Here is a 21561-nt window from a genome sequence, read left to right on the forward strand (position 1 = left end):
ATGGCTCACAGCGAACGGCACGACTCTGCCCGAAATACCGCAACTTCTCGAACGAAGCGCATACGCGCCTTGAACGATGCTTTTCGACGCAGCCTGTTCGGCGGGCGCTTGGTTCTCACGTCAGGGATCCAGCAGTTCGACCCGGCGGCTTTGAAGCTGCTTCTGCACGGCCTCATCACCTATGACGCCTTCACCCCCGATAATGACCCGCATGGGGAGCATGACTTTGGCAGCCTGTCAGTTGCGGGTGAGACGGTCTTCTGGAAGATCGACTACTATGACCGAGGCTTCACCTACGGTTCTCCCGATCCAACCGATCCTGCCGTCACCACACGCGTCCTGACCGTCATGCTGGCGAGCGAATACTGACCAATGTGTTCGGTTCACCTCGAAGGGGCGCGGCATTGCGCCCCTTACCAACAAGGCGACTTGGACAGCCTCTGCGGGCTTTACGCTATCGTGAACGCCCTGCATGTGATCCGCGCTCCTGGCCGAGGCATGACCAGACGAGAGGCGCAGGGGTTGTTCGTCACGGGCCTTACCTATCTGAACCGCCGGTCCGAACTGCACCGATACGGTGGCGATGGCATGTCTCCTGCGATGCTGCACCGGCTGGCTGTGCACCTAGCGGCAAGGGCCAACCAGGTGTCAGGGGGTAACGTCAGCATCAAGCGCCCGGCGCCAAGGCCATGGAAGCGTGCAGCGCTGCTGAACACAATCGACAATGCCCTTCATCGTGGCGCGCCTGTCATCATTGCATTCGAGAAAGCCTATGATCACTACAGCGTCATTGTCGGTGCCACGGCAGATCGCTACAGGCTGTTTGACAGCAGCATGTTGCAGTGGATTGCGCGCGACAGCCTAGGGATCTCGAAGTCAAAGCGTCGGCACCAGGTGAGTGCCGGAGGCGTGCTAATTGTTGTCCCCGGCACGCTATGAAGGACTGTCTCCATCAGAGGATGAACACCAGAATTGCCTGCGGCATAATTCTCAGAGGTAGCTGCACAGTCCAGCCTGCTGCCCTAGATCTTGCCACTCACAGAAGAGTCCTGATCAACCCTGATCAGTAACTTTGGCGAACCGAAGAAAGCGGAGAGCGAACTTGTAAAGGCTTGGGGCAGGGCAAGAGTTCTGCGCTTTACAAGGAAAGCTCTGATGACCTCAAAGTCAGCATCGAAAGCGTTCAACCGTGCAATCAAACGTGACCGCCTCCTTAGGAAGAGGCGTGAACAAGGCCAGAAGGGATGGAAGCCCAAAAAGCTTTGCACACCCCGGAGCCCCTGCCGATTACTGTCGTGCAATTGTTGCCGGGTCAGCAGCCAGGAAAAGTTTATTGAAGAGTTCCTCCCCATGGCTCTGCGTAGGCAGGCAGAGGCGGTAGCAGCCGGCAGCTGTATGCAGGCCATTACCATCATACCGAGTTCAGGTCGTATGCCGCGTGGAAAACTGTCCGAGGCAGATCTCGTGGGAATAAGAAGGCAGGTGCTTCGCGCCATTCGGAAACATGCGCCAAAGGCCAAGGTTTTCCTCTGGATGGATATCAGCCTCAACTGTGGCGCGAAGGTGAAGGATCACTGGCAGATCCACTTCCACGGTGTTGTCGTCGGCCTCGCCGAGAAGGAGAAGAAAAAGCTGGCGAAGTCCTTCCGAGAGAACCAGAAGGAGTCCCGCGGCTACGCCCTTGTCGTGGACAAGATCCACGATCTGAAAGGCTGGCTCGACTATATGTCCAAGCCGACATTCGTGAGCCGCGAGACAGCCCAGCTTCGTAACGGCACAACCACTCAGAAAACCCGGCTTTCCATCTCGGAAGAGAACGAGCTAGCTGACTGGTTGTCAGGCTATCGATCAGACCAACGCAAGGCTCAGATCGGGAGGGAATACTGGTGCTAGCATAAGCCAGTATGTAGCTGAATACCCTGGCTATATACCCGCATGTTAATGGTACCTGGGTTGGTGGGCTGTGGTGACCTCGGCTCTCCAACCGAGTAGCCGCGTCTGCAACGCTTGGTCTATGCCAACGTCCTCTATCCGACGATCCTGGCCGATCTTGCGGCGCGTGGTCTCTTCCAGCCGCTGTGGTCCGCGCGCATCCTGCCGATGGCGCCGCGCGGCTCGGACCCGACCAAGACGAGATTGCCGGTGCCGAGATCGCGCTGCTGAAGACGCGCTTTCTGAATGCCGAGGCACCGGACGACGGGCAGGCGGCCATCGACCTCGATTACCCCGACCCTGCCGAGCGCCATGTGGTCGAGGCCGCGCTGGACGGTCGCGCAACGCTGATTGTCACCGCCACCTGCGCGCCTTCCCGCAGCGGATGATGACCTCGCTCGGCCTGCGGGAGATCCATCCCGATGCGTTTCTGCTGGACCTGATCGTGAACGATCGCGCGGCTGTGCGGGCCGCCGTCGATGCCCCCCTGAGCAAGGGACAGGCGATGGGCGGGGACCTGACGCAGGACACCCGTGCTGAAGAAGTCGCGTTTGCCGCGCGTGGCGCGCGCTTCGCGATGACTTGAAAAAATTCAAGCCGATTGCTGTAGACGCATCAAGTCCCCGCCTTCCTGAACAGCGAACGCACTCGATACCGACCCCGATAAAGCATCTTTTTTGATTCTCTCCGGGGAATCGTAATCGTTCAGCGGGAACGCCCGACGACGCTTTCGAACGCATCATTCTTGCCACCTTCAGAGGCAACTTTCTTGCTACTTTCGAAAGCAGCATTTCCGTCACTTGAACGGGTTACTACGATGCTTTGCAAAGCATCGTAGCGGAACAAGCCTTGTCGCCTATGATGCTTGCAGAAGAATCAGTCTGCTGTTCTCCTTCAGTGCGCATGTCACCTTAGACTTCTTTGGGAAGAATCATGAAACAGAGCAGTAAAAATATCCTCGATCAAGCGACAAGGATGTTCGATGAGTGGGATCGTCGGCATAGGAGTCGGGCTACTTCTCCTCCGTACGCCGCAGCCCACAGCTATCTGAAACGAGCAGTTTACGAACTCGTCCAAGCCCCTGCGCTCAGCAAAAATCAATATTCAACCCTTAAACGCCTTGTTCAGAAAGAACGAGGCGAAGTGCCAAAGGCCCCGCCCATTGAGGAAAACCCATTCTTTTGGGGCTTTCTTCTGGTGTTTGGCGACGATGGTTGCCTCACGCGCGGAGACCGCTCGAAGTTTGCGACGGAACTCTTGTACGCTCGCATGCACGACGTGCCAGCAGAACTTCTAGTAGGATTTATCTATCAAGCTGGAGGCTACGCTCGGATAAGTCAGCAGATGAAGCGAGGAGAGACAGAAGATTGGCTGAAGGAGGCCAAGCAGACGCTTGTGAAAGGTCTGTGATGGCTCACTACTTCACCGCCGATACTCACCTTGGGGACGACTCCGTCCGATGCTTCTTCTCGCGCCCCTTTGTGTCCACGAGAGAGAGATGGATGCAGCAATCCTGGCTAGCACCCGATCGATTGGTGCCAATGATGACTTCTGGATCATTGGTGACTTTGCCTGCTGCGACACGAAGGCAGAGCGAGTGCATGCTGCCGCAATGTTTGGCCAGCTGCCTGGGCGAAAGCACTTGGTCTGCGGCAACTACGACAGTGAATGGATCAAACAGCAGCTGCCCTGGGCGTCGGTGCATGACCTGGTCGAGATCGAAGCAGAGGGCCGCAGCTTCGTGCTCTGCACTATCCGCTCGTGACTTGGAACCGGGTCCGTGACGGGGCCATTCACCTGTTCGGTCACGTCCACACCAACTGGCGTGGCGCGCGCGAGCAGGTCAATGTCGGTGTTGACCTGTGGGATTTCCGGCCGGTTACGGTCGCGGAGGCTGAACTGCAGGCTTTAATGCTGCCGCCCTTGAAGCTGCACCCGCGCGTAGAAGGGCTGTGAGACCCCGGTTGCCGACGCGGCGACAACTCGTGACAAAAGTCACAATATGTCATGAGTCGGATCAGGCCCCGCACCCTGCCTGTCGGATCATCCAAAACCGGACAAAACCACCCTTTTTGCCAACGGGCCCGGCCGCCTTTGCAGGTCAGCCGATCTGGGGTAAAGGAAATCCTGATTCATCCTGCACGGGAGACGATCCTCCCGGTTGTGCCAGCATCTCGATCCGCGCATTCGCAAAGGAGCTAACTACGCTATGAATAGGATTCTCGTCATCGGTGGCTGTGGCTTCATCGGCTCGCATATTGTCGACAAGCTGCTGGCGCGCGGCTACCTTGTCCGGGTGCTGGACATGAGACCGGAACTGTATCGCCTGCCGCTGCCCGGCGTCGAATACCTCATGGGAAGCTTCTGCGACGAGGCCAGTCTCGAAACCGCGCTGCAGGACGTGGACGCGGTCGTGCACACGGCCAGCACAACCGTTCCCTCGACAGCCAACCTGAACCCGATCTACGATGTCGAGACCAACCTGATCAGCACGGTCCGGTTGTTGCGGATGATGCGGGACAGGGCCATCAAGCGGCTAGTATTCCTGTCCTCGGGGGGGACGGTCTACGGCATCCCCCAAGTCGATATAGTCACCGAGAACCACCCTCAGAACCCGATCAGCAGCTATGGCATCGTCAAGCTTGCCATCGAGCGTTACCTGCACATGGAACAGCACCTGCACGGGTTGGAATACATAGCCCTGCGCGCATCCAACCCCTATGGCCCCCGCCAGAGCCAGGCCGGGCTTCAGGGGATCATCGGCACCTATCTGTGGAAAATCTCCCAGGGCGAGCCGATCGAGGTTTGGGGCGACGGCAGCATCGTGCGCGACTTCATCCACGTGCAGGATCTGGCCGAGCTGGCGGCCCTGACGGTCGAGGCCCCGATCTGCGGCTTCTTCAACGCCGGTTCGGGGCAAGGCACCTCGGTCAATCAGATCGTGAGCCTGACGGCCAAGGTCACCGGACAGGATCTGCAACCCATCTACAAGCCCGGCCGTGGCTTTGACGTGCCCCGGATCATCCTGGACATCACCCGCATCCGCCAAGCGACCGGCTGGTCTCCCGTCATCCCGCTTGAGGAAGGGTTGCGCGACAGCTGGAACTGGATCCGCCATCACAAGCAGGTTTCGACGGCCGCCTGATCACGGCGGCGCCCCCTTCGGCCACGCCGGCCTGCCGAACGCTGGCCCATGCGCCGTTTCCCCGGACATCCGGACCCGTCTACGCCCTGATTCCCGGCGGAGCGGACAGGCGGGCCGATCCGTCGCCCCCGGAATGAAGATCACACCACGGTGCGGGGCGGGTTGGCATGAGGGCGTTACCCCGTTTATGTGCTCAGAACGAATTGGGACAACCCTCATGAGCGACAGCGCCACGAATCGGACCTTGCCGACCTCCCGCCAGGCGGTTCTGGTCATGGGCATGCACCGTTCGGGAACCTCGGCCCTGGCCGGCGTCTTGGCGCGGGCGGGCTGTGATGCGCCGCTGGATCTGATGGATGCCCGTCCCATGAACGCCAAGGGTTTTTACGAATCCGAAGGCATCAGCAAGATGAACGACGACCTGATGCAGGCGGCCGGGTCGGCATGGTTCAACTGGCAGCGGCTGGATGCGGGCTGGTTCGATGGCCCGCAGGCTGATCCGTTCCGCAAGATGGCCGCCGACCAGCTGGCCGCGGTCTATCCCACGGCCCGCCGCGCCGTCCTGAAGGATCCCCGGATCTGCCGTCTGGTCCCCTTCTGGGAGCCCTGCCTGCACGAGGCCGGCATGGCGCCCAAGTATCTGCATATCCACCGCCATCCCCTGGAGGTCGCTCGGTCGCTGCACTTCTGGGCCGGTTACAGCCAGAACTACGGCATGATCCTGTGGCTGCGGTATCAACTGGATGCGGAACTGGCCACGCGGGGCAAGACGCGGTTCTTCACCTCCTATCAGCAGCTGATGGCCGACTGGTCGCAAGTGCTCGACCGAGCCGATACCGCGCTGGATCTGGGCATCGGCCCCGTGCCCCCCGAGGCCGCCAGGGAGGTCGAGGCCTTTCTGGATCGCGACCTCAACCACATGGCCGTCCAGGACCCGGTGCCCGAGCAAGGTGAGAAACTGACCTCATGGGTTCTGCGCAGCTTTGAAATCATGCAGGCCTGGGCCGAAAGGGGTGAAGACCCGCAGGACTGGGACGGTCTTGACGAGATCCGACGCGACTTCGACAGGGCGACGCCGGAATTTGCGGCCCTGGTCGAGGAAAGCCGCCAGAACGATCTCAAACTGAAGGCACGAATGATGAATGAGAACGCGATGCTGGGCAAACTTGACGTCGTGCAGGTCGATATCAAACAGCTGTCCGACCAGGTCAAACGGCTCGAGCATCAAGAAGCCGAGGGCAGCGCGCGGTTTCAGGCATTGCACGCCGAGCTGGAAGCCGCCCGCGTCTCCGCCGCCCGGGCCGAGGAGCAGGCCGCAAACCAGGCCGCCGCAAGGTCCGCGGCCGAGGCCCTCCTCAGCCAGCGCGACGGCATCATCGCCGCCCTGAGAGAGGAGCTGTCGCGGACCCGGGCGCGCTCGGATGCTGCCGCGGCCGCCGGAGAGGAGCATCTACGCGATCTGCGGGCAGAAAAGCTCCGCAGCATGTCGGAGATGCAGAACAGCCTGGCCCAGGCCCTGCGCGCCAACCGCGCGGCTGCAGACGCAGCCCTCGGCCAGGCCCATGCGGAGATTGCGGCCCTGCGCGCCGAACGCGATGCCGCCCGGCACCGCGTGGACGACCTCATGGCCAGCAACTCCTGGCGGGTAACCGCCCCGATGCGCAGGATCGTCACTGCCCTGCACCGTACCCGCGGCTGAACTGCCGCCCGGCCCGACGACCCTGGAGACCGAGACATCCCAATGACCAGCACCGAGAAAGCCCTGCAGGGCCTGTCAGAGGCGGATATGAACGCCTTCCGCAAGTTCTTCGATCCGGGCTGGTATCTGGACAGGTATCCCGATGTCCGCAGCTACGAGGGCCGTCCCGAGGAACACTATCTAGAACACGGCCGGGCCGAGCGGCGGATGCCGCATGCGCTGATCGATCCGGACTGGTACCTGGACCGTCACCCCGAAATTGCGCAGTCCGGTCACGAACCCCTCAGCCATTATCTGACGAATGGATGGCGACAGCTTCATGCGCCCCATCCGCTGTTCGACCCCGCATGGTACCTGCTGCACAATCTCGATCTTGTGGCGGCCGATATGGACCCTCTTGCCCATTATCTTGACCATGGCTGGCGCGAGGGCCGCACCCTTCACCCCCTGTTCGATACGGCCTGGTATCTTTCGACCTATCCCGACATCGCCAGAGCAGGCATCGAACCCCTGAGCCATTTCCTGAGCCATGGCTGGCGCGAAAGACGCAGGCCGCATCCGCTGTTCGACACAGCGTGGTATCTGGATCATTATTGCGACATCGCCGAAAACGGGCAGAACCCATGGCTGCATTATATCCAGCATGGCTGGCGCGAAGGCCGGATGCCGCATCCCCGGTTCGACGCGGGCTGGTACAGGCGCACCCATCTCGAGAAGGTCGCACCCGAGCAGGAGCCCTTGGCGCATTATCTAAGCGATGGCTGGCGCGAGGGCCTTGCTCCATCGACGACGGAGCCCGTCCGTCCCGGACCGCCCGGTACGCATGCGCCTCTGTATCAGAGCATGGTCGAAGAACTGGCGGGCCGCCGTCCCGGCAGCCTTGGAGACCGGCGCGGTACGATCCTTTTCGTCACGCATGAAACCGAGGTCGGTGGCGCCCCCCATGTGCTGCGCCAGTTCGCCGCCTGGATGCGCGACAGAACCCGTTTCGGCGTGCGGATCGTCGCCATCCATGGCGGCAACCTGCGCCAGGCCTTCGGTGAGGTCGCCCCACTTTTGGTCCTGTCCGACCACCCCAAGGAGATGCGCACGCAGGTCCTGAAGGACTGGATGGGCGAGGATGTGTGCGGCGCCTTCGTGAACTCGGTCGCCAGCGGCGGCTTCTTGCGCCATGCGCCGGAGGACCTGCCCACCGTGGCCTTCATCCACGAGCTTCCCCAACTGCTCGACATGTTCCCCGATGAGGTCGCCCTAATCCGCCAGCGCGCCCGCCGCGTCATCGGCGGAGGTCCCGATGTCACCCGCGCGCTTGGCACGGATTACGGATATCCTCTTGAGAACCTGTCCTCGGCCGTCAGCTTCATCGAGGCCCTTCCCCCGGTTGCCGATCCCGCGCAGCGCCGGGCCGAAGCCCGGGCCGCCCTGGACCTTGCGCCGGACCGTGCTGTCGTCATGGGCTGCGGCCTGCTGCATTGGCGCAAGGCGCCCGACAAGTTCATTGAGACGGCCGCGCTCCTGCGCGCGAAGGGCATTGATGCCGAATTCGTGTGGCTGGGCGGGGGGCCGGATCTGGATCTCTGCCGGCAGATGGTCGCGAGCCGGGGCTTGGAGGATCGCGTCCGCTTTACTGGCTACGAGCCCGATGTCGCGGGCAAGCTGGCGGCTGCGGATGTCTTTCTTCTCAGTTCGCAGGAGGATCCCTTCCCGCTGGTCGCCCTTTATGCCGCTCAGGCGGCCATGCCGATCGTCTGCTTCAGGGACGCCGGCGGCATCGAGGGGTTCGTCGCCCAGGGCAGCGGTCTTTCCGTCCCCCACATGAATGCCGAGGCCATGGCCGAGGCCGTTGCCCTCTACATCGCCGATCCCGAACGGCGGCGCGCGGACGGGGCCCGGGGGCAGGCCCAGGTGAAGCGATCCCATACTATGGATGTCGTGGGCCCGGTCCTGCTCCACCACCTGCGCGAGGCCATGGAGCTGCCCCCCGAGGTCAGTGTGGTAGTCCCGAACTACAATTACGCCGCCTATCTGCCGGAACGGTTGGCCTCTATCTCGGCCCAAGTCTTCCAAGATTTCGAGGTCATCCTGCTGGATGATGCTTCATCCGACGATTCTCTTGCTTTGCTGCATGATTTCGCCAACCGGCGGCCCGGCACCCGAGTGATCGCGAATAAGACCAATTCCGGATCGCCCTTCGTTCAATGGATGAGGGGCATGGATTTAGCCCGATCCGACCTGGTCTGGCTGGCGGAAGCCGACGATCGCTGCACGCCCGACTTCCTGCACACGATGTTGCCCTTCTTTGACGACCCCAACCTGCGCATCGCGTCCTGCGCATCTCGCCCGGTCACCTCTGAGGGAGTGTCCATTGGCGACTATCGTCCGCTGTACCTCAACCGAATTGCGCCGGGCCGGTGGGATCACGACTATGTCGCAACCGACCATGAGGAGGCGAATGCCGGCCTGGGGATCGCCAACTCGATTCCCAATGCCAGTGCCGTGCTGTTGCGGAAATTCTCCCCCGAGCCCGACTTCGTGTCTGAGTTGACGCGGATGCGCCTGTGCGGCGACTGGTATTTCTATTGCCGGGCCATGCGCGGCGGCCTGGTCGGATTTTCTGCGGCACTGATGAACGACCATCGCCGGCACGGCAGCACCGTGACGCACAGGCTCGAAGGGTCCATAGACTATTTCGACGAACTCGCGACCGTGCGCGACTATTTGGGCCGGACCTATCGCCAGAACAGCGAAACCCGGGCCCGGATCGCCCAGTTCCTAGCGCAGGACATCGCTCGCTTCGGCGTATCCGATCCCCAAAGCCTGCGGCAACCGAATCCACCCCGCAAGCTGATGCCCTCGTTGCTGATCGTGGCCCCCGACCTGGGACCGGGCGGTGGGCAGGTCTTTGCCCTCTCAATCGCGAACGAATGGGTGCGGCGTGGCGGGCGCGCGGTCTTGGTGAATGTCGGAAACCAACCATCGCATCCCGCCATGCTGGCACGAATCTCGCCCGAGGTGACATTGATCGAGGCGCAGGATCCGCAGGCGGATCTGGCGACGCTGGTCGCCCGCTTCGACATCGATGCCGTGCATTCCAGCATCTGGTGGGCGGATCGATGGGTGGACGAGCAGCGCCACGGCCTGCCCCCGGACATGCCCTGGATCATCACCATGCACGGCTGCCACGAGACCATCCTAGACGACCCTGAGACGGATCCCGGTTTCGCCGAGCGCATGGAGCGCATGACGGCCCGCGCCAGCTGGGTCTACACGGCGTCGAAGAACCTGCAGGTGTTCGACATCCTGCCCCGTCCGGAACGGCTCGTTCAGATCACGAACGGAATGCCGCGCATCACGGACATCCCGGTGCTCAGTCGCGCCGCCCTGGGCCTGCGCCCCGAAGCTCTGGTTCTGGGCCTCGCCACGAGGGCGATCGACAGCAAGGGCTGGCACCAGGCCGTGCGCCTAGTCCAGAAGCTGAATGCGGCCGGCTACCCCGCCGATCTGCTGCTGATCGGCGAGGGACCGGCCGCCGACAGGATCCGCAAGGAGGTCCCCCCCCATGTCTGCCAGCTGGGCCAGGTGAACAACCTGCAAGCCTATCTAGGCCTGTTAGATATCGGATTGCTTCCCAGCTATTTCCGCGGGGAATCCCTGCCCTTGGTGCTGATCGACATGATGGCGCAGGGAGTGCCGGTGATTGCCTCAGACATCGGGGAAATTTCCTGGATGTTGACCGGCGGGGAAAGGCCTGCCGGTCTCTTGGTCCCTTTGACGGCCGATGGCATTGACGAGGACATGCTGCTGTCCCACGCCCTGGCCCTCACCGATCCCGCATTGCGCGACGAGCTGGGGCAAGGCGCCCGGCAGCGGTTCGCCTCCGAGTTCGAAATAGGAATGATGCTGGACAGATACGCGAAGTTCTATGATCACAGGGCTTGATCCGCCGGACTCCCATTGGCCCGCCTCCGGCTGGCGGTGGCGATCCGCCATAGGGCTTTTCCCGTCGAAATCGGTCACCCGATTTCAGCTTCGCGACGGATGTCCTCGGCAATAAAATACTCTCTGCTGGATCCAGAATGAAACCCAAGAAGATAGACCGGTTCATTGTCCATGCCGGAATGCACAAGACCGGCTCCACCGCCATACAGAAGGCGCTTTGGAACTGTCAGGACGAAAAGTTTCACTATCTGCGCTGGAATGGAAACAAGAACCATTCGATTCCTTACCTCTATGCCTTCGCTGATGGCGGCGTGCATGCCAAGAATGACGCGGAAAGACAGAAGGCGACACAACACGGGAGCGTATTGCGCCAGCTTCTGGAAAGCGAGCTGGACGTGCTCAGGTCGGAAAACGTCATCATCTCAGGCGAGGCTATCGGGGCCGCGAGACTGGGAAATGGAGTGCAACGACTCAAGGATTTCCTGGACCCGTGGGTACGCAGTTTCAATGTCTTCATGTATGTGCGGCCGCCCAGGTCGTATGCCGCTGCCGAATTCAGCCAATCGATTTGTGGTGGCGGCACTCCCGTCATTCCGCTCAGGATAGACTACCGCGGGATCTCTGAGCTGGACAAGGCTTTCGGGCCTGAGGCCGTTTCCCTGTTCCCCTACATTCGTTCGAAGCTGGCCATGAAGGACGTGGTCGTCGATTTCTGTAGCCGCGTTGGCATCTCCATGCATGAGGTGCAGCCCAATCTTGCCAATACGAGCCCATCACTGGAGCTTCTGTCCATCCTCTGGGAGGTGAACGCCTATTTCAGATCCTTCCCATCGGGAAATGGTGCGCATGTGAACGAGGCAAGATACAGGGTCATCAGGACGCTGTCGAAATTCGGAAGGACGAAATTCCTGCTGAGTCCTGCTGGAATCAGGGATTACGCTGGAGTACGTGACACCTTGTCTGGTTTGTCCAGTCGTGTGGGACTGGACTTGGGCGACAGCGAGGTCGACGGCGATGCGACTTCGCTTTCCGCGAATGAGCAGTTGAAGGAGATCGCACTGGTGAGCGCACCACTGCTTGTGGATCATATCCATCACCTGGCAGAAACAGAGAGCTCTCCAGAGGCTCGGGTCGCGGCCGAGGCTTCCGGATCTGGACGCGATCTGGCGGCAGCAAGCGGTATGGTTGCAAGAATGATCGAGATGGAACTAAGGCGAAACAACCTTCAGGATTGATGAGGAGATCGTCCGAACCGTCGTTACCGTGCAGGCCGGTTCCAGGGCGGATGCCGCCCACGTACAGCCGGCTGAAAAGAGCTGGCAGGTCCGCAAGCGCTCTGTCGGCATGCGCCCCGCATCCAGGCTCTGCCGTCCGACACGACTGCCCGACTGCGCCGAACGAGCGCTGGTCTACCGACCTCTGCCGGATATAGGTCGGCAGGGACGGATGGATCTCGCTGGCCCTGGTCATCGACTGCCACACGCGTAAATTGCTCGGCTGGCACCTGTCGCGCGACCCTCAAGGCGACAACCGCCGCCAGCGCGCTGGAGCATGCCTTGATCAGCCGCTTCGGCACCTTGGGCCGCATCGTGCGCGGTTCAAGGCTTGTCTCGAAGAGAGTTTGAGTAGTCGCGCTGCGGCGGCGCGCTTGAAGCTCTCGCCTGCGACGGGAACACGATGGGCCCGAGCGATCCGTCAGCACGGGACGGCAGCGCCTGCGCCGCAGGGTCGGCCGCGCGGGCGCGGGAAGCTTGTACCTCATCAGGCCTTTCTTGAGGAACTGGTCACCCAAGACCCCGATATCGCCCTCTACGAGTTGCGCGATGCGCTGGTCATGGCCGAGGGCGTGAAGGTTCACCACTTGTCAATCGCAGTGCTGCTCAAGCGGCTCGGTTTCAGCTATAAAAAATCGCTGGTGGCCTCCGAACAGCATCGCGTTCGAGTAAAAGAAGCCCGCCGTGACTGGCTTGAACGGCGCATTTCCTTCATGCGGCGGCAGCCTGAACGGCTCGTGTTCATTGACGAACCTCCGTGAAAACAAACCTGACCCGGCTGCGGGGGCGAGCCCGGCGCGGGCAGCGGCTCCGGATGGACGCACCCTTCGGTGGCTGGGGCACGCAGACCTTCATCGCAGGCCTCACGTCGGAAGGTCTCATTGCCCCTTGGGTCATAAGGGGCGCGATGGACGGCTCCGCCTTCGCGACTTATGTGCGCGATGTCCTGGTCCCGAAGCTGAAGCCCGGCACCGTCGTCATCCTCGACAACCTTGCCACTCACCGCAACACCGAGGCCGCCAAAGCCGTCCGTGATGCCAAGTGCTGGTTCCTGTATCTGCCGCCTTATTCGCCAGACCTGAACCCCATCGAGCAGGCATTCTCAAAGCTGAAGGCGCATCTCCGCAAGATCGGCGCGCGAACCTTCGATGACCTGTTCAAAGCCCTCGGCGACATCTGCAGCATGTTCTCGCCCCAGGAGTGCTGGAACTACTTCCACGCTGCAGGCTATGTGTCAGGTTAAACCCGAAAATGCTATAAACCGCTGGCGCCGCGATGGCTCGTTCTTTACCAGTCGCCACTACACGATCCTGGTCCGCAGCTACGGCCTTCGGCAGGAGCTCATCATCCCGCATTGTCCGCAACAGAACAGTATGGTCGAGCGCGTGATCCGGACACTGAATAGTCGGGTCTGAACAAATCCTACCGCGTTGATTCCGCGCGCTGAAGCTGCGGTTCTGCTCGCTTCGGATTGCAGGGTTTCGTAGGCTTTGTGCAGAAACCCTGCAATTTCCGGTCGCCGATGAAGCCCCATTCCCGCGCCTCTGAGCAGGATGACCTGCTCCGCCCCCGACTGCTCGACATGATCGACACGCGCCACGAGCTGGTGAAGCTTGCGGAGCTGATCAATTGGGGCTTCTTCGACCGGGAATGGGCGACCTTCTTCCCGTCGCATCAAGGTCGGCCCGCGACATCGCCGCGCCTCGTCGCCGGGCTGATGTATCTCCAGCACGCCTTCAAGCTATCGGACGAGGCGGTCGTCGCCCGGTGGGTCGAGAACCCCTCCTACCAGCACGTCACCGGCGAGACGTTCTTTCAGCACCGCCCGCTGATCGATCCCTCGTCGCCGGCGCGCTGGCGCAAACGGATCGGCGAGCAAGGTGTCGAATGGCTGCTGACCAACACCATCGAGGCGGGCCGCGCAGCTGGTGCGGTAACGGACAAAAGCCTGAAGCGGGTCGCAGTCGACACAACGGTCATGGAGAAGGCCACCGCCCACCCCACGGATGCGCGGCTTTACGAGCGGGCGCGCGCACGGCTGGTGGGCCTGGCGAAAGAGGCCGGGGTCGATCTGCGCCAAAGCCATGCCCGCCTTGCCCCGCGGCAGGCCGCCCAGGTCGGGCAGTATGCCCACGCGCGGCAGTTCAAGCGCATGCGCAAGGCCCTGCGCCAGCTCAAGGGCCATGTTGGCCGGGTGCGGCGGGATCTGCGGCGCCACTTGCAGGACATTCCAGACGGCCCCTTGCGCGGACGGGTGCTTGAGGCGCTCTGGCTGGTCGGCCGTCTGCTCGAGCAGACGCCGAAGAGCAAGAACAAGATCTATTCACTGCACAAGCCCGAGGTCGACTGCATCTCCAAGGGCAAGGCACGGGTCCGCTACGAGTTCGGCGCCAAGGTCAGCCTCGCCACCACCCTGGACGGGGGCTTCGTCGTCGGTGCCCGCAGCTTCCCCGGCAACCCCTATGACGGCCACACCCTGGCGCCTGCGCTGGAGCAGGTCGCCATCCTGACCGATCAGGTGCCGGATCTGGCCGTCGTCGACCGCGGCTATCGCGGCCATGGCGTGGAGACGACCAGGGTCCTGATCAGCGGCACGAGACGCGGCATCACTCCGCTACTGGCAAAGCTCCTAAAGCGACGGAGCGCCATCGAGCCGGAGATCGGGCACATGAAGACAGACGGTTGCCTTGCCAGGTGCCCGCTGAAGGACCGCGTCGGCGACGCAGTCTTTGCCGTCTTCTGCGCCTGCGGTCACAACATCCGCAAGATCCTTGCCCATCTCAGGGTTCTTCGCGCGCTGTTACTCGACCTGATCGTAACGCTTATCCACGGCGGAAGGACCCACCACTGCGAAGCAATGGCCGCCTGAGGCGATTGTTCAGAGCCGACTGAATAAGCAGTGCGTGTATCGCCACCGCTTCGAGAGCATCCAATACGCGGCGCGCGCGATCGGCGATTGGATCCAGTTCTACAACACCCGCCGACCGCATCAGGCGCTTGCCATGCGGACACCTGCCGAAGCATTCAGATTAGCAGCTTAACCTGAACAGATTAAGCTGGGTCAATACAATTACTTGGTCCGGACATCAGCATTTATGGTCAGCGCCGTATGGCCTTCGAGATTTGCGCCAACGCCGCCATGGTGAAACGCTCGAAATCTGTCAGACCCAAGTTCCTTTCGGATTTTCCTACCTCTTGTCCGACAATGATTGCCTTGCCCCGGAGCTGTTCATTTATCCTCTCCACAGCCCTTTCGAACTTCTTACTCATGATTGATAATTCCTTCTGGGATATCAAAAATCCTTCCGTCGATGAGGAAGGGGCATTCATGAGTGCGTCGCTAATCAATGTGCTTAAGAACGCATTGTTCTCTCCGGAAAAGCTATTGAAAACTCGAAGAAGCTCCAGCTCTTTCTTATCCAGAGACCTGTTAATAGATTCATCGACGGATGCGTCAATCCTTATATTCATGAAATCTTCGAAAAGCAGTGCCGCCAACCTGTGCTTATGCTCTTCATAGTTGTATATGAAGACGTTTTCGGGGCCAAATGCTTCATTCATTAGGTTGATGTGATGCATGTAATGCGGATCCCAGGTTTCCAGAAACTCTTCGAATGTTCTGGCTTCCCCAGCCCTTTTCACTTGCTGGGAGTAGGTCGAAAATGCCGCCTTGGACAGATCCCTGACCAGGTATATGGACTTTGCCTCGTATCCATTCCTCTGGAGACATTCTATTAAGGCATCGGTTTGGTCATTGCCATGGAACACGATGAACTCGGAAGAGAACAGGAGGTTTTTCCCATTCGAGTTATTCAAGAGATGATCGAGCTTTCCTAGAAATGCGGATTTGTCCTCAATATTGTGGGGAAGATTCGGATTTATGTAATTGGCCAGCTCGACCCCATTCCCGGAAGTGATCTTCCCTTCCCTGGCACCACGGACAAAGATGTTTTCAGGGTATATGACCCCCTGCCGCGCCATGTCTTCGCTGTGCCGCGCGAAAAGGACTTGGAGATAAGACGTGCCCGTCTTTGGCGCTCCAGAATGAAAATAAACAATTGGCATGGTCAAGGTCCTTTCGGTTTGCAGAGGAGTTCTTCGCATAAAGCCGTTTTTGCGGCAACTCGACAGAGCTGGACCGGGACGGCGGGGAATGCAGGCCCCGTGGGCAGTCAACACGCCCCCCGAAGGCGCACCACCTTCCATGCAAGCCATTAAGATTAATATGTTAATTGGTCACCTGGAAGATCGCCGTCGAAGCCGTCTGGATCACGTCCAATCAGTTGCCCGCGCGACAGGGTTTTCTAGGAATGACCGTGGCGCATATCTGTCGTGGCTGGTCGGCTGGATGAGCGGTCTTTACAATGTCCGCCCATGGCTCGCCAATGCGAGACGGATGTCTTGCAGCGCGACACGGAGGCTGGATGCTAAAGATCGTTCACAGCACCGAAGGCGTCCTGGCGACGCCTCTTCCTGCGGCGCGGCTTCTCATCGTTGCGGCACCTATCGGAGCGACGCTGCCCGATGAGGCGGTCCAGCTTGGCGGCCGGGTCTTGCGCCTCGGCTATCTGCCGCCGCAGCCTTCGGCCTTCCGCGTCCTCGCCGATTGCGTCAGGCTCCTGCGCCGCATCGACGATGCTGCAGGCCAGGGACTTTCCTATGTCCTGAACGGCCATTCCGAAACGGTGCCGGACCAGGCCGGCGACATCCTCTGGCATGCCCGTCCAGATGGCCGCGTGATCGCCTTTCGCCTCTCGGCCGCCGCGGCGGGAGATCCGCTTCTTCCCGTCGTGACCGAGGAGTTGGCAGGCCATCTGCCGGACGACGTCCGCGTTCCTCGCGGCCGCCCTTGCCGGAGGTTGAATGACCCGCACCGACCAGCTGTGGCGCGAGCTTGCGGGCCCCGCCCGGACGGCCATCCGGCCCGACTTCCGCATCGACCCCGCCCTCCATGCGGGCGCCTCGGGCATCGCCGGGACTGGAGCGGACCCGGGGGCGCATCCCGAGGAGCGCGCGGCAGCCGGTCATGGGCAGCCTCTACAGCCACCTGCGCCAGCAGGCGCCGCATATCGACAAGGGCCTGACCCGGATCGTCACCCACCCCGAGCTGAAAGCGCTAATCGAGGCGGGCGATCCCGATGCGCTGCATCTGGCCTTCGAGCTGATCCAGCTGGGCGCGCCGATCGATAATCGAATTGCCGATTTCTCGATGCAGGCCTATCTGGAGTGGCACCCCGACATCGTGGCGGCTGGAATGAATCCCCTGATGCATTACCTGCGCTATGCCATGATCGAGGGCACCACCGGTCGCTGGCGGATCTGCGCGACGATCTCCATGAGGGTGCCCGGCCCTTCCACCCGGAACGCGAGACGGTGCTGATTTGCCTGCCGGACCTCGCGCATTCGTCGGCATCCCTCGTCATCCGCGAGATGCTGCGGCAGGCCGAGGGCAAGCAACATCACCGTCGCCGCGCTTAAAGGTGGCGGGATGCTGGACCAGATCCTGCCCTATTGCTGCGCCGTCCAGATCACCAAGAAGCCGCTGCTCGAGCTGCCATATGCCAGGCACGCGGCCTTCCGGCAGGTCGACCGGGCCATCCTGTACCGGGCCAAGAGCGCCTGGTTCATCCCCCATTGCGTGGCCCGGGACATCCCCTTCGCAGCCTATGTCGACGATCACCTCGAGGACACGCCGGCATGGCAGAGCTCGTGCCTGACGGCCTTCGCGGATCTTCTGGTCTTCTCGTCGGATCATGTCCGCGACAACTGGCGCGGTTGCTTTGCCGATATCGGCTTCGCCGCCGAGACCGACAGTACCGTAATCCCGCCATATCCCCTGACTTGGGGCAGCGTCACCGAGACGAGACGCGTCGAGGCTCGCCAGACGATCTCGCGAGCCCTAGGACGCAACCTCGGGGAGGCCAGGTTGATCTGCGGCACCGTACCCATCGGGATGCGGCACGGCACGGAGATCTTCGCACAGGCTGCGGGGATCGCGGCGGGGCTGGCACCGGACACCGTCTTCGTCTGGATTGGTGACGGGCTGAACCACCAAGAGATCGGCTACGGGATCTATTTCGATTATCAGCTCCGCCAGCCTTGGACCGACAGCCCGGCAGGCAACCTGTTCCTCCTGCCCGACGGGCCGCTTTACTCCAACCTGCTCGCGGCCGCTGATGCGATATTTCTTTCTTCGCGCCTCGGACCGCTGCCACATGCGGCCTTCGATGCCCTGCAATACGGGTGCCATGTCGTCTGCTTCGAGGGGGCGTCGGGACTTGCCGATTCCAGGTATCGCAGTTCCGGAAGGATCGGTGCACACCCTATGCCAACCCTTTCACTGCAGCGCAGGCGCTGCTGGCCCTGCCCCGCAAAACGGGCCAAGCATCGGCGCCGATCGCGCCCGTGCCGACATCCTTCCTCGCCCGGATCGACCTCGCCCTTCGCGACCGCCTGTCGCGGCAGCGCAACTTCGTGCTGGGAGAGAGCGCGTTCGACGACGATCAGGGTTGATAATGGCCCGGAATATATCAGCGGAAAGCTGGTTGAGTGGGCCGAGAAACGCAAGATTGCCCTGACCTACATCCAGCCCGGAAAGCCGCAGCAGAACGCCTATGTCGAGCGATACAACCGGACGGTCCGGCACGAATGGCTGGACCTCTACATCTTTGAAACCATCGAGGAGGTGCAGGAGATCGCCACCGAGTGGCTGTGGATTTACAACAACGAACGCCCCAACATGGGCATCGGCGGGATTACCCCTGCCATGAAGCTGAAAATGGCCGCGTGAATTCTACGGCTGCGCCCCGCTAAAACGGGGAGGATTACCTCAGCACATCAAGGTGGGCATCGGATCTCGCATTTTCGGCTAGAAAGCAGCCCAGGAGGGCCGCCGATGCATACAGACTATCCCGCCATCATTGCCATCATCGCTCTGGTGGGCGTTGTTGCGCGGACCATCGTCTCGGTTATGCGCAAGCGCCGTGTCCCCGCGCCAGCGGCCGAACAAATCTTGGACGGGCTGGCATGGGGATCGATGATCGCCGTGGCGCTTATTGCCTTTGGCTCGCGTGTCATCGGCTAGCGTTCAAAAGAAATGCAAGGTCGTGAGTCGTACAGCCGGAGAGCCACGGAGAGTGCCACCAAGGCCTAGCCTGGCAATGTCACCCCCTGAGGAAGAGGCCTGACAGTAGGTAACGGCTGTCGTTTCGGAGGATGAGCGGGTCATCTCCCTGCTTTTTCGCTGCTTCGTCGATGACGTGCAGAAGGCTGCGTTCCGGGTGATATTCACCCGCTCCACAGCTGTGTCGGCCGGGATGTAGGGCACGGGCATCAGCATATCACCCATCGCCACTTCTTCGGCAATGTCGTTCTGCTTGCGGATGTCTTTCGGCGCAGCGGGTTCGACATCGGGCATATGTTCAAACCAGAGGTCGAGCGCCTCGGTCGCTGCAGCGGGAAAGGTCAGGCCATAGGCGTTGTCTTCGTCTTGGTGAACGACAGCCGTGAAGTAACGCGTGGCGGGCAATTATCTGTCTAAAGACTTCAAGTCTATGAGGTGCGGTGGATGGACCCTGCTATCAGACCCCTACTGTTCATAGATGCTTCTGGCTGTGCAGGGGGCAGAATCCACATTCGAGGGACACGATGAACGTCCCCCTTTCCCAGCTTCTTCTTTCTTCTCTTTCTTCTTCTTCATAAGCGCCAAGCCTCTGAAAGCATGCTCACAATCAGTGCGACCATAACCAATGGGGTGATTTATGGAAACAAACCGGGTGATTTTTCGTAACCGCTTGGGTGATATATCGTAACCAATGGGGTGATATCGCTACAAAAGCTCCTGCAGTCATTGTAACCGATGGGGTGATTTAACTTCCGGGGCTTCTCCGGATCGAGAAAATGACTATCATCGCCTGCAAAAATCGGGACAGGCGGGCATGTCGCGAGAGACAATCGCGTTGTTCAGCGATTGATGGGCGCACCACCCGGCACAAGGGCTATGACCTGTCCCTCAAGCATCGGAAGCGGATCGAGGAGGCGTTCGGGTGGGCCAAGACGGTCGGCGACATGGCTCAGACTGTTTATCGCGGCGTCGAATGGGTGCGCTCCCGCTTCGTTCTGACGATGGCGGCCAACAACCTTGCACGGCTGCCCCGATTGCTGACCGCATGAAGCCAAAAAGCGGTATCAGCCGCGCACACCCTTCGCCCCGATAGGCCGGAAGCTTGATGCAGCCGGGCCCGTCCAAAGAAAACCGTTCCGCCTCGGCGACTTCTTCAGCGGCCTGCTAGGTCATCATGTCGCGAACAGCGATCCCGCTGCCCGATCAAGATGGTGGGTTGGAGCGACAGCATTCTATTTGTATAGCCTCTTCAGCAATAACGGCGCCTGGCACGGGCAGAGCGGGATCCGGACAATGAAGATACTTCTGGTAGGCGCGGGACTTTCTGGCGCGGTTATCGGCCGCGAACTGGCCGAGGCGGGGCACGACTGCCACATCATCGACAGCCGCCCCCATATCGCGGGCAACTGTCACACGACGCGGGACGGCGATACCGGCATCATGATGCATGTCTATGGCCCGCATATCTTCCACACCGACGACGAGGGCGTGTGGGACTATGTCAACCGCTTCGCCGAGTTCCTGCCCTTCCAGAACCGGGTCAAGACGACCGTGCAGGGCCGGGTCTATTCGCTGCCGATCAACCTGCTGACGATCAACCAGTTCTTCGGCACCACCTTGCGCCCGGACGAGGCCCGCGCCTTCATCGAGGACAAGGCCGACACCAGCATCGCCGACCCCCAGACTTTCGAGGAGCAGGCCCTGCGCTTCGTCGGTCCTGAACTCTATCAGGCGTTCTTCAAGGGCTATACCGAAAAGCAGTGGGGCTGTTCGCCGACAGAGTTGCCGGCCTCGATCCTCAAGCGGCTGCCGGTGCGGTTCAACTATGACGACAACTATTTCTTCCACCGCTTCCAAGGGATGCCGCGCCATGGCTATACCGCGATGGTCGCGGCAATCCTGAACCACCCGCGCATCACCGTCGACCTGGAGACGCCCTATCACCCCGACATGTCGCGTGACGTCGACCATATTTTCTGGTCGGGGCCGCTGGACGGGCATTTCGACTATCGCCTGGGACGGCTGGGGTATCGCACGCTGGATTTCGAGCGCTTCAGCGACCGGGGCGATTACCAGGGCTGTGCAGTGATGAACTATGGCGACCGCGACGTGCCCTACACCCGCATCACCGAGCACAAGCATTTCAGCCCTTGGGAGAGTCACGAGGGGACGGTCTGCTATCGCGAATTCTCGCGCGCGGCCGAGCCGGGTGACACGCCCTATTACCCGATCCGGCTGGTTCAGGAAAAGGCGCTGCTGGAGCAGTATGTCGATCTGGCTCGCGCAACACCCGGCGTGACCTTCGTAGGCCGGCTTGGGACCTATCGCTATCTGGATATGGACGTGACCATCCGCGAGGCACTGGAGACGGCCCAAGCCTTCACGGACGGTGTTGCGACGGGGTCAACCTTGGCGGCCTTCGTCGCCCCACCCGCGTAAGACGGGGCCG

Annotated in this window: 21 protein-coding genes and 2 pseudogenes; 19 read left to right on the forward strand and 4 right to left on the reverse strand. The window is 61.1% G+C overall.

Features of this window, described 5'->3' with window-relative positions; genetic code table 11:
- The 5 genes from ACZ2G3_RS20965 to ACZ2G3_RS20985 all read left to right on the forward strand — a co-directional run bounded on the left by ACZ2G3_RS20965 (position 1) and on the right by ACZ2G3_RS20985 (position 2518).
- The gene (locus tag ACZ2G3_RS20965) at positions 1-369 is read left to right on the forward strand and encodes a DUF3768 domain-containing protein (RefSeq protein ID WP_470400343.1); all 369 of its coding nucleotides are present in this window, start codon (positions 1-3) and stop codon (positions 367-369) included.
- Positions 370-498: 129 nt separating this feature from the next.
- On the forward strand, positions 499-939 hold the full coding sequence (locus tag ACZ2G3_RS20970; RefSeq protein WP_470400344.1) for a hypothetical protein: 441 nt from the start codon (positions 499-501) through the stop codon (positions 937-939).
- Between the two features lie 216 nt (positions 940-1155).
- Positions 1156-1893 (forward strand): hypothetical protein, encoded by a 738-nt coding sequence (locus ACZ2G3_RS20975; protein WP_470400345.1) that lies wholly within the window; start codon positions 1156-1158, stop codon positions 1891-1893.
- Between the two features lie 185 nt (positions 1894-2078).
- Positions 2079-2321, forward strand: coding sequence for a hypothetical protein (locus ACZ2G3_RS20980; RefSeq protein WP_470400347.1), 243 nt, complete (start codon positions 2079-2081; stop codon positions 2319-2321).
- Positions 2321-2518, forward strand: coding sequence for a hypothetical protein (locus tag ACZ2G3_RS20985; RefSeq protein ID WP_470400348.1), 198 nt, complete (start codon positions 2321-2323; stop codon positions 2516-2518). The genes ACZ2G3_RS20980 and ACZ2G3_RS20985 overlap by 1 nt, the downstream gene beginning before the upstream one ends.
- A gap of 119 nt (positions 2519-2637) precedes the next feature.
- Here ACZ2G3_RS20985 and ACZ2G3_RS20990 read toward each other — a convergent pair whose 3' ends face one another.
- Positions 2638-2778, reverse strand: a complete 141-nt coding sequence (locus ACZ2G3_RS20990; RefSeq protein WP_470400350.1) for a hypothetical protein — start codon at positions 2776-2778, stop codon at positions 2638-2640.
- 87 nt (positions 2779-2865) lie between these two features.
- Between ACZ2G3_RS20990 and ACZ2G3_RS20995 the strand changes: the two genes are divergently transcribed.
- The 9 genes from ACZ2G3_RS20995 (at position 2866) to ACZ2G3_RS21035 (ending at position 15030) form a co-directional block, all read left to right on the forward strand.
- Positions 2866-3342 carry a hypothetical protein gene (locus tag ACZ2G3_RS20995; RefSeq protein ID WP_470400351.1) on the forward strand — a complete coding sequence of 159 codons (477 nt, stop codon included), beginning with the start codon at positions 2866-2868 and terminating at the stop codon, positions 3340-3342.
- A gap of 88 nt (positions 3343-3430) precedes the next feature.
- Positions 3431-3697, forward strand: a complete 267-nt coding sequence (locus ACZ2G3_RS21000; protein ID WP_470400353.1) for a metallophosphoesterase family protein — start codon at positions 3431-3433, stop codon at positions 3695-3697.
- Between the two features lie 444 nt (positions 3698-4141).
- On the forward strand, positions 4142-5077 hold the full coding sequence (locus ACZ2G3_RS21005) for an NAD-dependent epimerase/dehydratase family protein (RefSeq protein ID WP_470400354.1): 936 nt from the start codon (positions 4142-4144) through the stop codon (positions 5075-5077).
- Positions 5078-5294: 217 nt separating this feature from the next.
- Positions 5295-6776, forward strand: a complete 1482-nt coding sequence (locus ACZ2G3_RS21010) for a sulfotransferase family protein (protein ID WP_470400355.1) — start codon at positions 5295-5297, stop codon at positions 6774-6776.
- 42 nt (positions 6777-6818) lie between these two features.
- Entirely contained in the window at positions 6819-10715 is a 3897-nt protein-coding gene (locus ACZ2G3_RS21015) for a glycosyltransferase (protein WP_470400357.1), read from the forward strand.
- A 137-nt stretch (positions 10716-10852) separates the two neighbouring features.
- Positions 10853-11950: a hypothetical protein gene (locus ACZ2G3_RS21020; protein WP_470400359.1), complete on the forward strand. Its 1098-nt coding sequence runs from the start codon at positions 10853-10855 to the stop codon at positions 11948-11950.
- Between the two features lie 386 nt (positions 11951-12336).
- Positions 12337-13232, forward strand: a protein-coding gene (locus ACZ2G3_RS21025) for an IS630 family transposase (RefSeq protein WP_470400361.1) whose coding sequence is annotated in 2 segments (ribosomal slippage) — positions 12337-12739 and positions 12739-13232 — 897 coding nt in all. Because the reading frame shifts where the segments join, the coding sequence is not laid out codon by codon here.
- Positions 13233-13511: 279 nt separating this feature from the next.
- Complete coding sequence (locus ACZ2G3_RS21030; RefSeq protein ID WP_470400362.1) at positions 13512-14858, forward strand: IS5 family transposase; 1347 nt, start codon at positions 13512-13514, stop codon at positions 14856-14858.
- 34 nt (positions 14859-14892) lie between these two features.
- Positions 14893-15030 (forward strand): integrase core domain-containing protein, encoded by a 138-nt coding sequence (locus ACZ2G3_RS21035; RefSeq protein WP_470400364.1) that lies wholly within the window; start codon positions 14893-14895, stop codon positions 15028-15030.
- Between the two features lie 58 nt (positions 15031-15088).
- Here ACZ2G3_RS21035 and ACZ2G3_RS21040 read toward each other — a convergent pair whose 3' ends face one another.
- On the reverse strand, positions 15089-16054 hold the full coding sequence (locus ACZ2G3_RS21040; RefSeq protein ID WP_470400366.1) for a sulfotransferase domain-containing protein: 966 nt from the start codon (positions 16052-16054) through the stop codon (positions 15089-15091).
- Positions 16055-16416: 362 nt separating this feature from the next.
- Positions 16417-16803 (reverse strand): hypothetical protein, encoded by a 387-nt coding sequence (locus ACZ2G3_RS21045; RefSeq protein WP_470400367.1) that lies wholly within the window; start codon positions 16801-16803, stop codon positions 16417-16419.
- A 137-nt stretch (positions 16804-16940) separates the two neighbouring features.
- Here ACZ2G3_RS21045 and ACZ2G3_RS21050 point away from each other — a divergent pair, with 137 nt between their 5' ends.
- From ACZ2G3_RS21050 to ACZ2G3_RS21060, 3 genes and pseudogenes are all read left to right on the forward strand, one after another.
- A complete protein-coding gene (locus tag ACZ2G3_RS21050; protein WP_470400368.1) occupies positions 16941-17369 on the forward strand; it encodes a hypothetical protein in 429 nt (142 codons plus the stop codon).
- Positions 17370-18473: 1104 nt separating this feature from the next.
- Positions 18474-18779 (forward strand): annotated as a pseudogene (locus tag ACZ2G3_RS21055) (transposase); the annotation flags it as partial.
- A gap of 105 nt (positions 18780-18884) precedes the next feature.
- Entirely contained in the window at positions 18885-19073 is a 189-nt protein-coding gene (locus ACZ2G3_RS21060) for a hypothetical protein (RefSeq protein WP_470400370.1), read from the forward strand.
- 3 nt (positions 19074-19076) lie between these two features.
- On the opposite strand, the gene ACZ2G3_RS21065 is transcribed toward ACZ2G3_RS21060, so the two are convergent.
- Positions 19077-19517 (reverse strand): type II toxin-antitoxin system HicB family antitoxin, encoded by a 441-nt coding sequence (locus ACZ2G3_RS21065; protein WP_470400372.1) that lies wholly within the window; start codon positions 19515-19517, stop codon positions 19077-19079.
- A gap of 419 nt (positions 19518-19936) precedes the next feature.
- Here ACZ2G3_RS21065 and ACZ2G3_RS21070 point away from each other — a divergent pair.
- A pseudogene (locus ACZ2G3_RS21070) lies at positions 19937-20161 on the forward strand (transposase); the annotation flags it as partial.
- Positions 20162-20405: 244 nt separating this feature from the next.
- A complete protein-coding gene (glf, locus tag ACZ2G3_RS21075; protein WP_470400373.1) occupies positions 20406-21551 on the forward strand; it encodes a UDP-galactopyranose mutase in 1146 nt (381 codons plus the stop codon).
- Positions 21552-21561: the final 10 nt, after the last annotated feature.

This window comes from Paracoccus sp. KKT209 (genome assembly GCF_055635455.1).

Excerpts from the sequence above, each read along its gene's own strand:
- ACZ2G3_RS20965 (WP_470400343.1), top strand. The coding sequence starts at position 1 with ATGGCTCACAGCGAACGGCACGACTCTGCCCGAAATACCGCAACTTCT.
- ACZ2G3_RS20970 (WP_470400344.1), top strand. The coding sequence starts at position 499 with ATGACCAGACGAGAGGCGCAGGGGTTGTTCGTCACGGGCCTTACCTAT.
- ACZ2G3_RS20975 (WP_470400345.1), top strand. The coding sequence starts at position 1,156 with ATGACCTCAAAGTCAGCATCGAAAGCGTTCAACCGTGCAATCAAACGT.
- ACZ2G3_RS20985 (WP_470400348.1), top strand. The coding sequence starts at position 2,321 with ATGACCTCGCTCGGCCTGCGGGAGATCCATCCCGATGCGTTTCTGCTG.
- ACZ2G3_RS20995 (WP_470400351.1), top strand. The coding sequence starts at position 2,866 with ATGAAACAGAGCAGTAAAAATATCCTCGATCAAGCGACAAGGATGTTC.
- ACZ2G3_RS21000 (WP_470400353.1), top strand. The coding sequence starts at position 3,431 with ATGGATGCAGCAATCCTGGCTAGCACCCGATCGATTGGTGCCAATGAT.
- ACZ2G3_RS21005 (WP_470400354.1), top strand. The coding sequence starts at position 4,142 with ATGAATAGGATTCTCGTCATCGGTGGCTGTGGCTTCATCGGCTCGCAT.
- ACZ2G3_RS21010 (WP_470400355.1), top strand. The coding sequence starts at position 5,295 with ATGAGCGACAGCGCCACGAATCGGACCTTGCCGACCTCCCGCCAGGCG.
- ACZ2G3_RS21015 (WP_470400357.1), top strand. The coding sequence starts at position 6,819 with ATGACCAGCACCGAGAAAGCCCTGCAGGGCCTGTCAGAGGCGGATATG.
- ACZ2G3_RS21020 (WP_470400359.1), top strand. The coding sequence starts at position 10,853 with ATGAAACCCAAGAAGATAGACCGGTTCATTGTCCATGCCGGAATGCAC.
- ACZ2G3_RS21030 (WP_470400362.1), top strand. The coding sequence starts at position 13,512 with ATGAAGCCCCATTCCCGCGCCTCTGAGCAGGATGACCTGCTCCGCCCC.
- ACZ2G3_RS21040 (WP_470400366.1), bottom strand. The coding sequence starts at position 16,054 with ATGCCAATTGTTTATTTTCATTCTGGAGCGCCAAAGACGGGCACGTCT.
- ACZ2G3_RS21045 (WP_470400367.1), bottom strand. The coding sequence starts at position 16,803 with ATGGCCTGCCAACTCCTCGGTCACGACGGGAAGAAGCGGATCTCCCGC.
- ACZ2G3_RS21050 (WP_470400368.1), top strand. The coding sequence starts at position 16,941 with ATGCGGGCGCCTCGGGCATCGCCGGGACTGGAGCGGACCCGGGGGCGC.
- ACZ2G3_RS21060 (WP_470400370.1), top strand. The coding sequence starts at position 18,885 with ATGCATACAGACTATCCCGCCATCATTGCCATCATCGCTCTGGTGGGC.
- glf (WP_470400373.1), top strand. The coding sequence starts at position 20,406 with ATGAAGATACTTCTGGTAGGCGCGGGACTTTCTGGCGCGGTTATCGGC.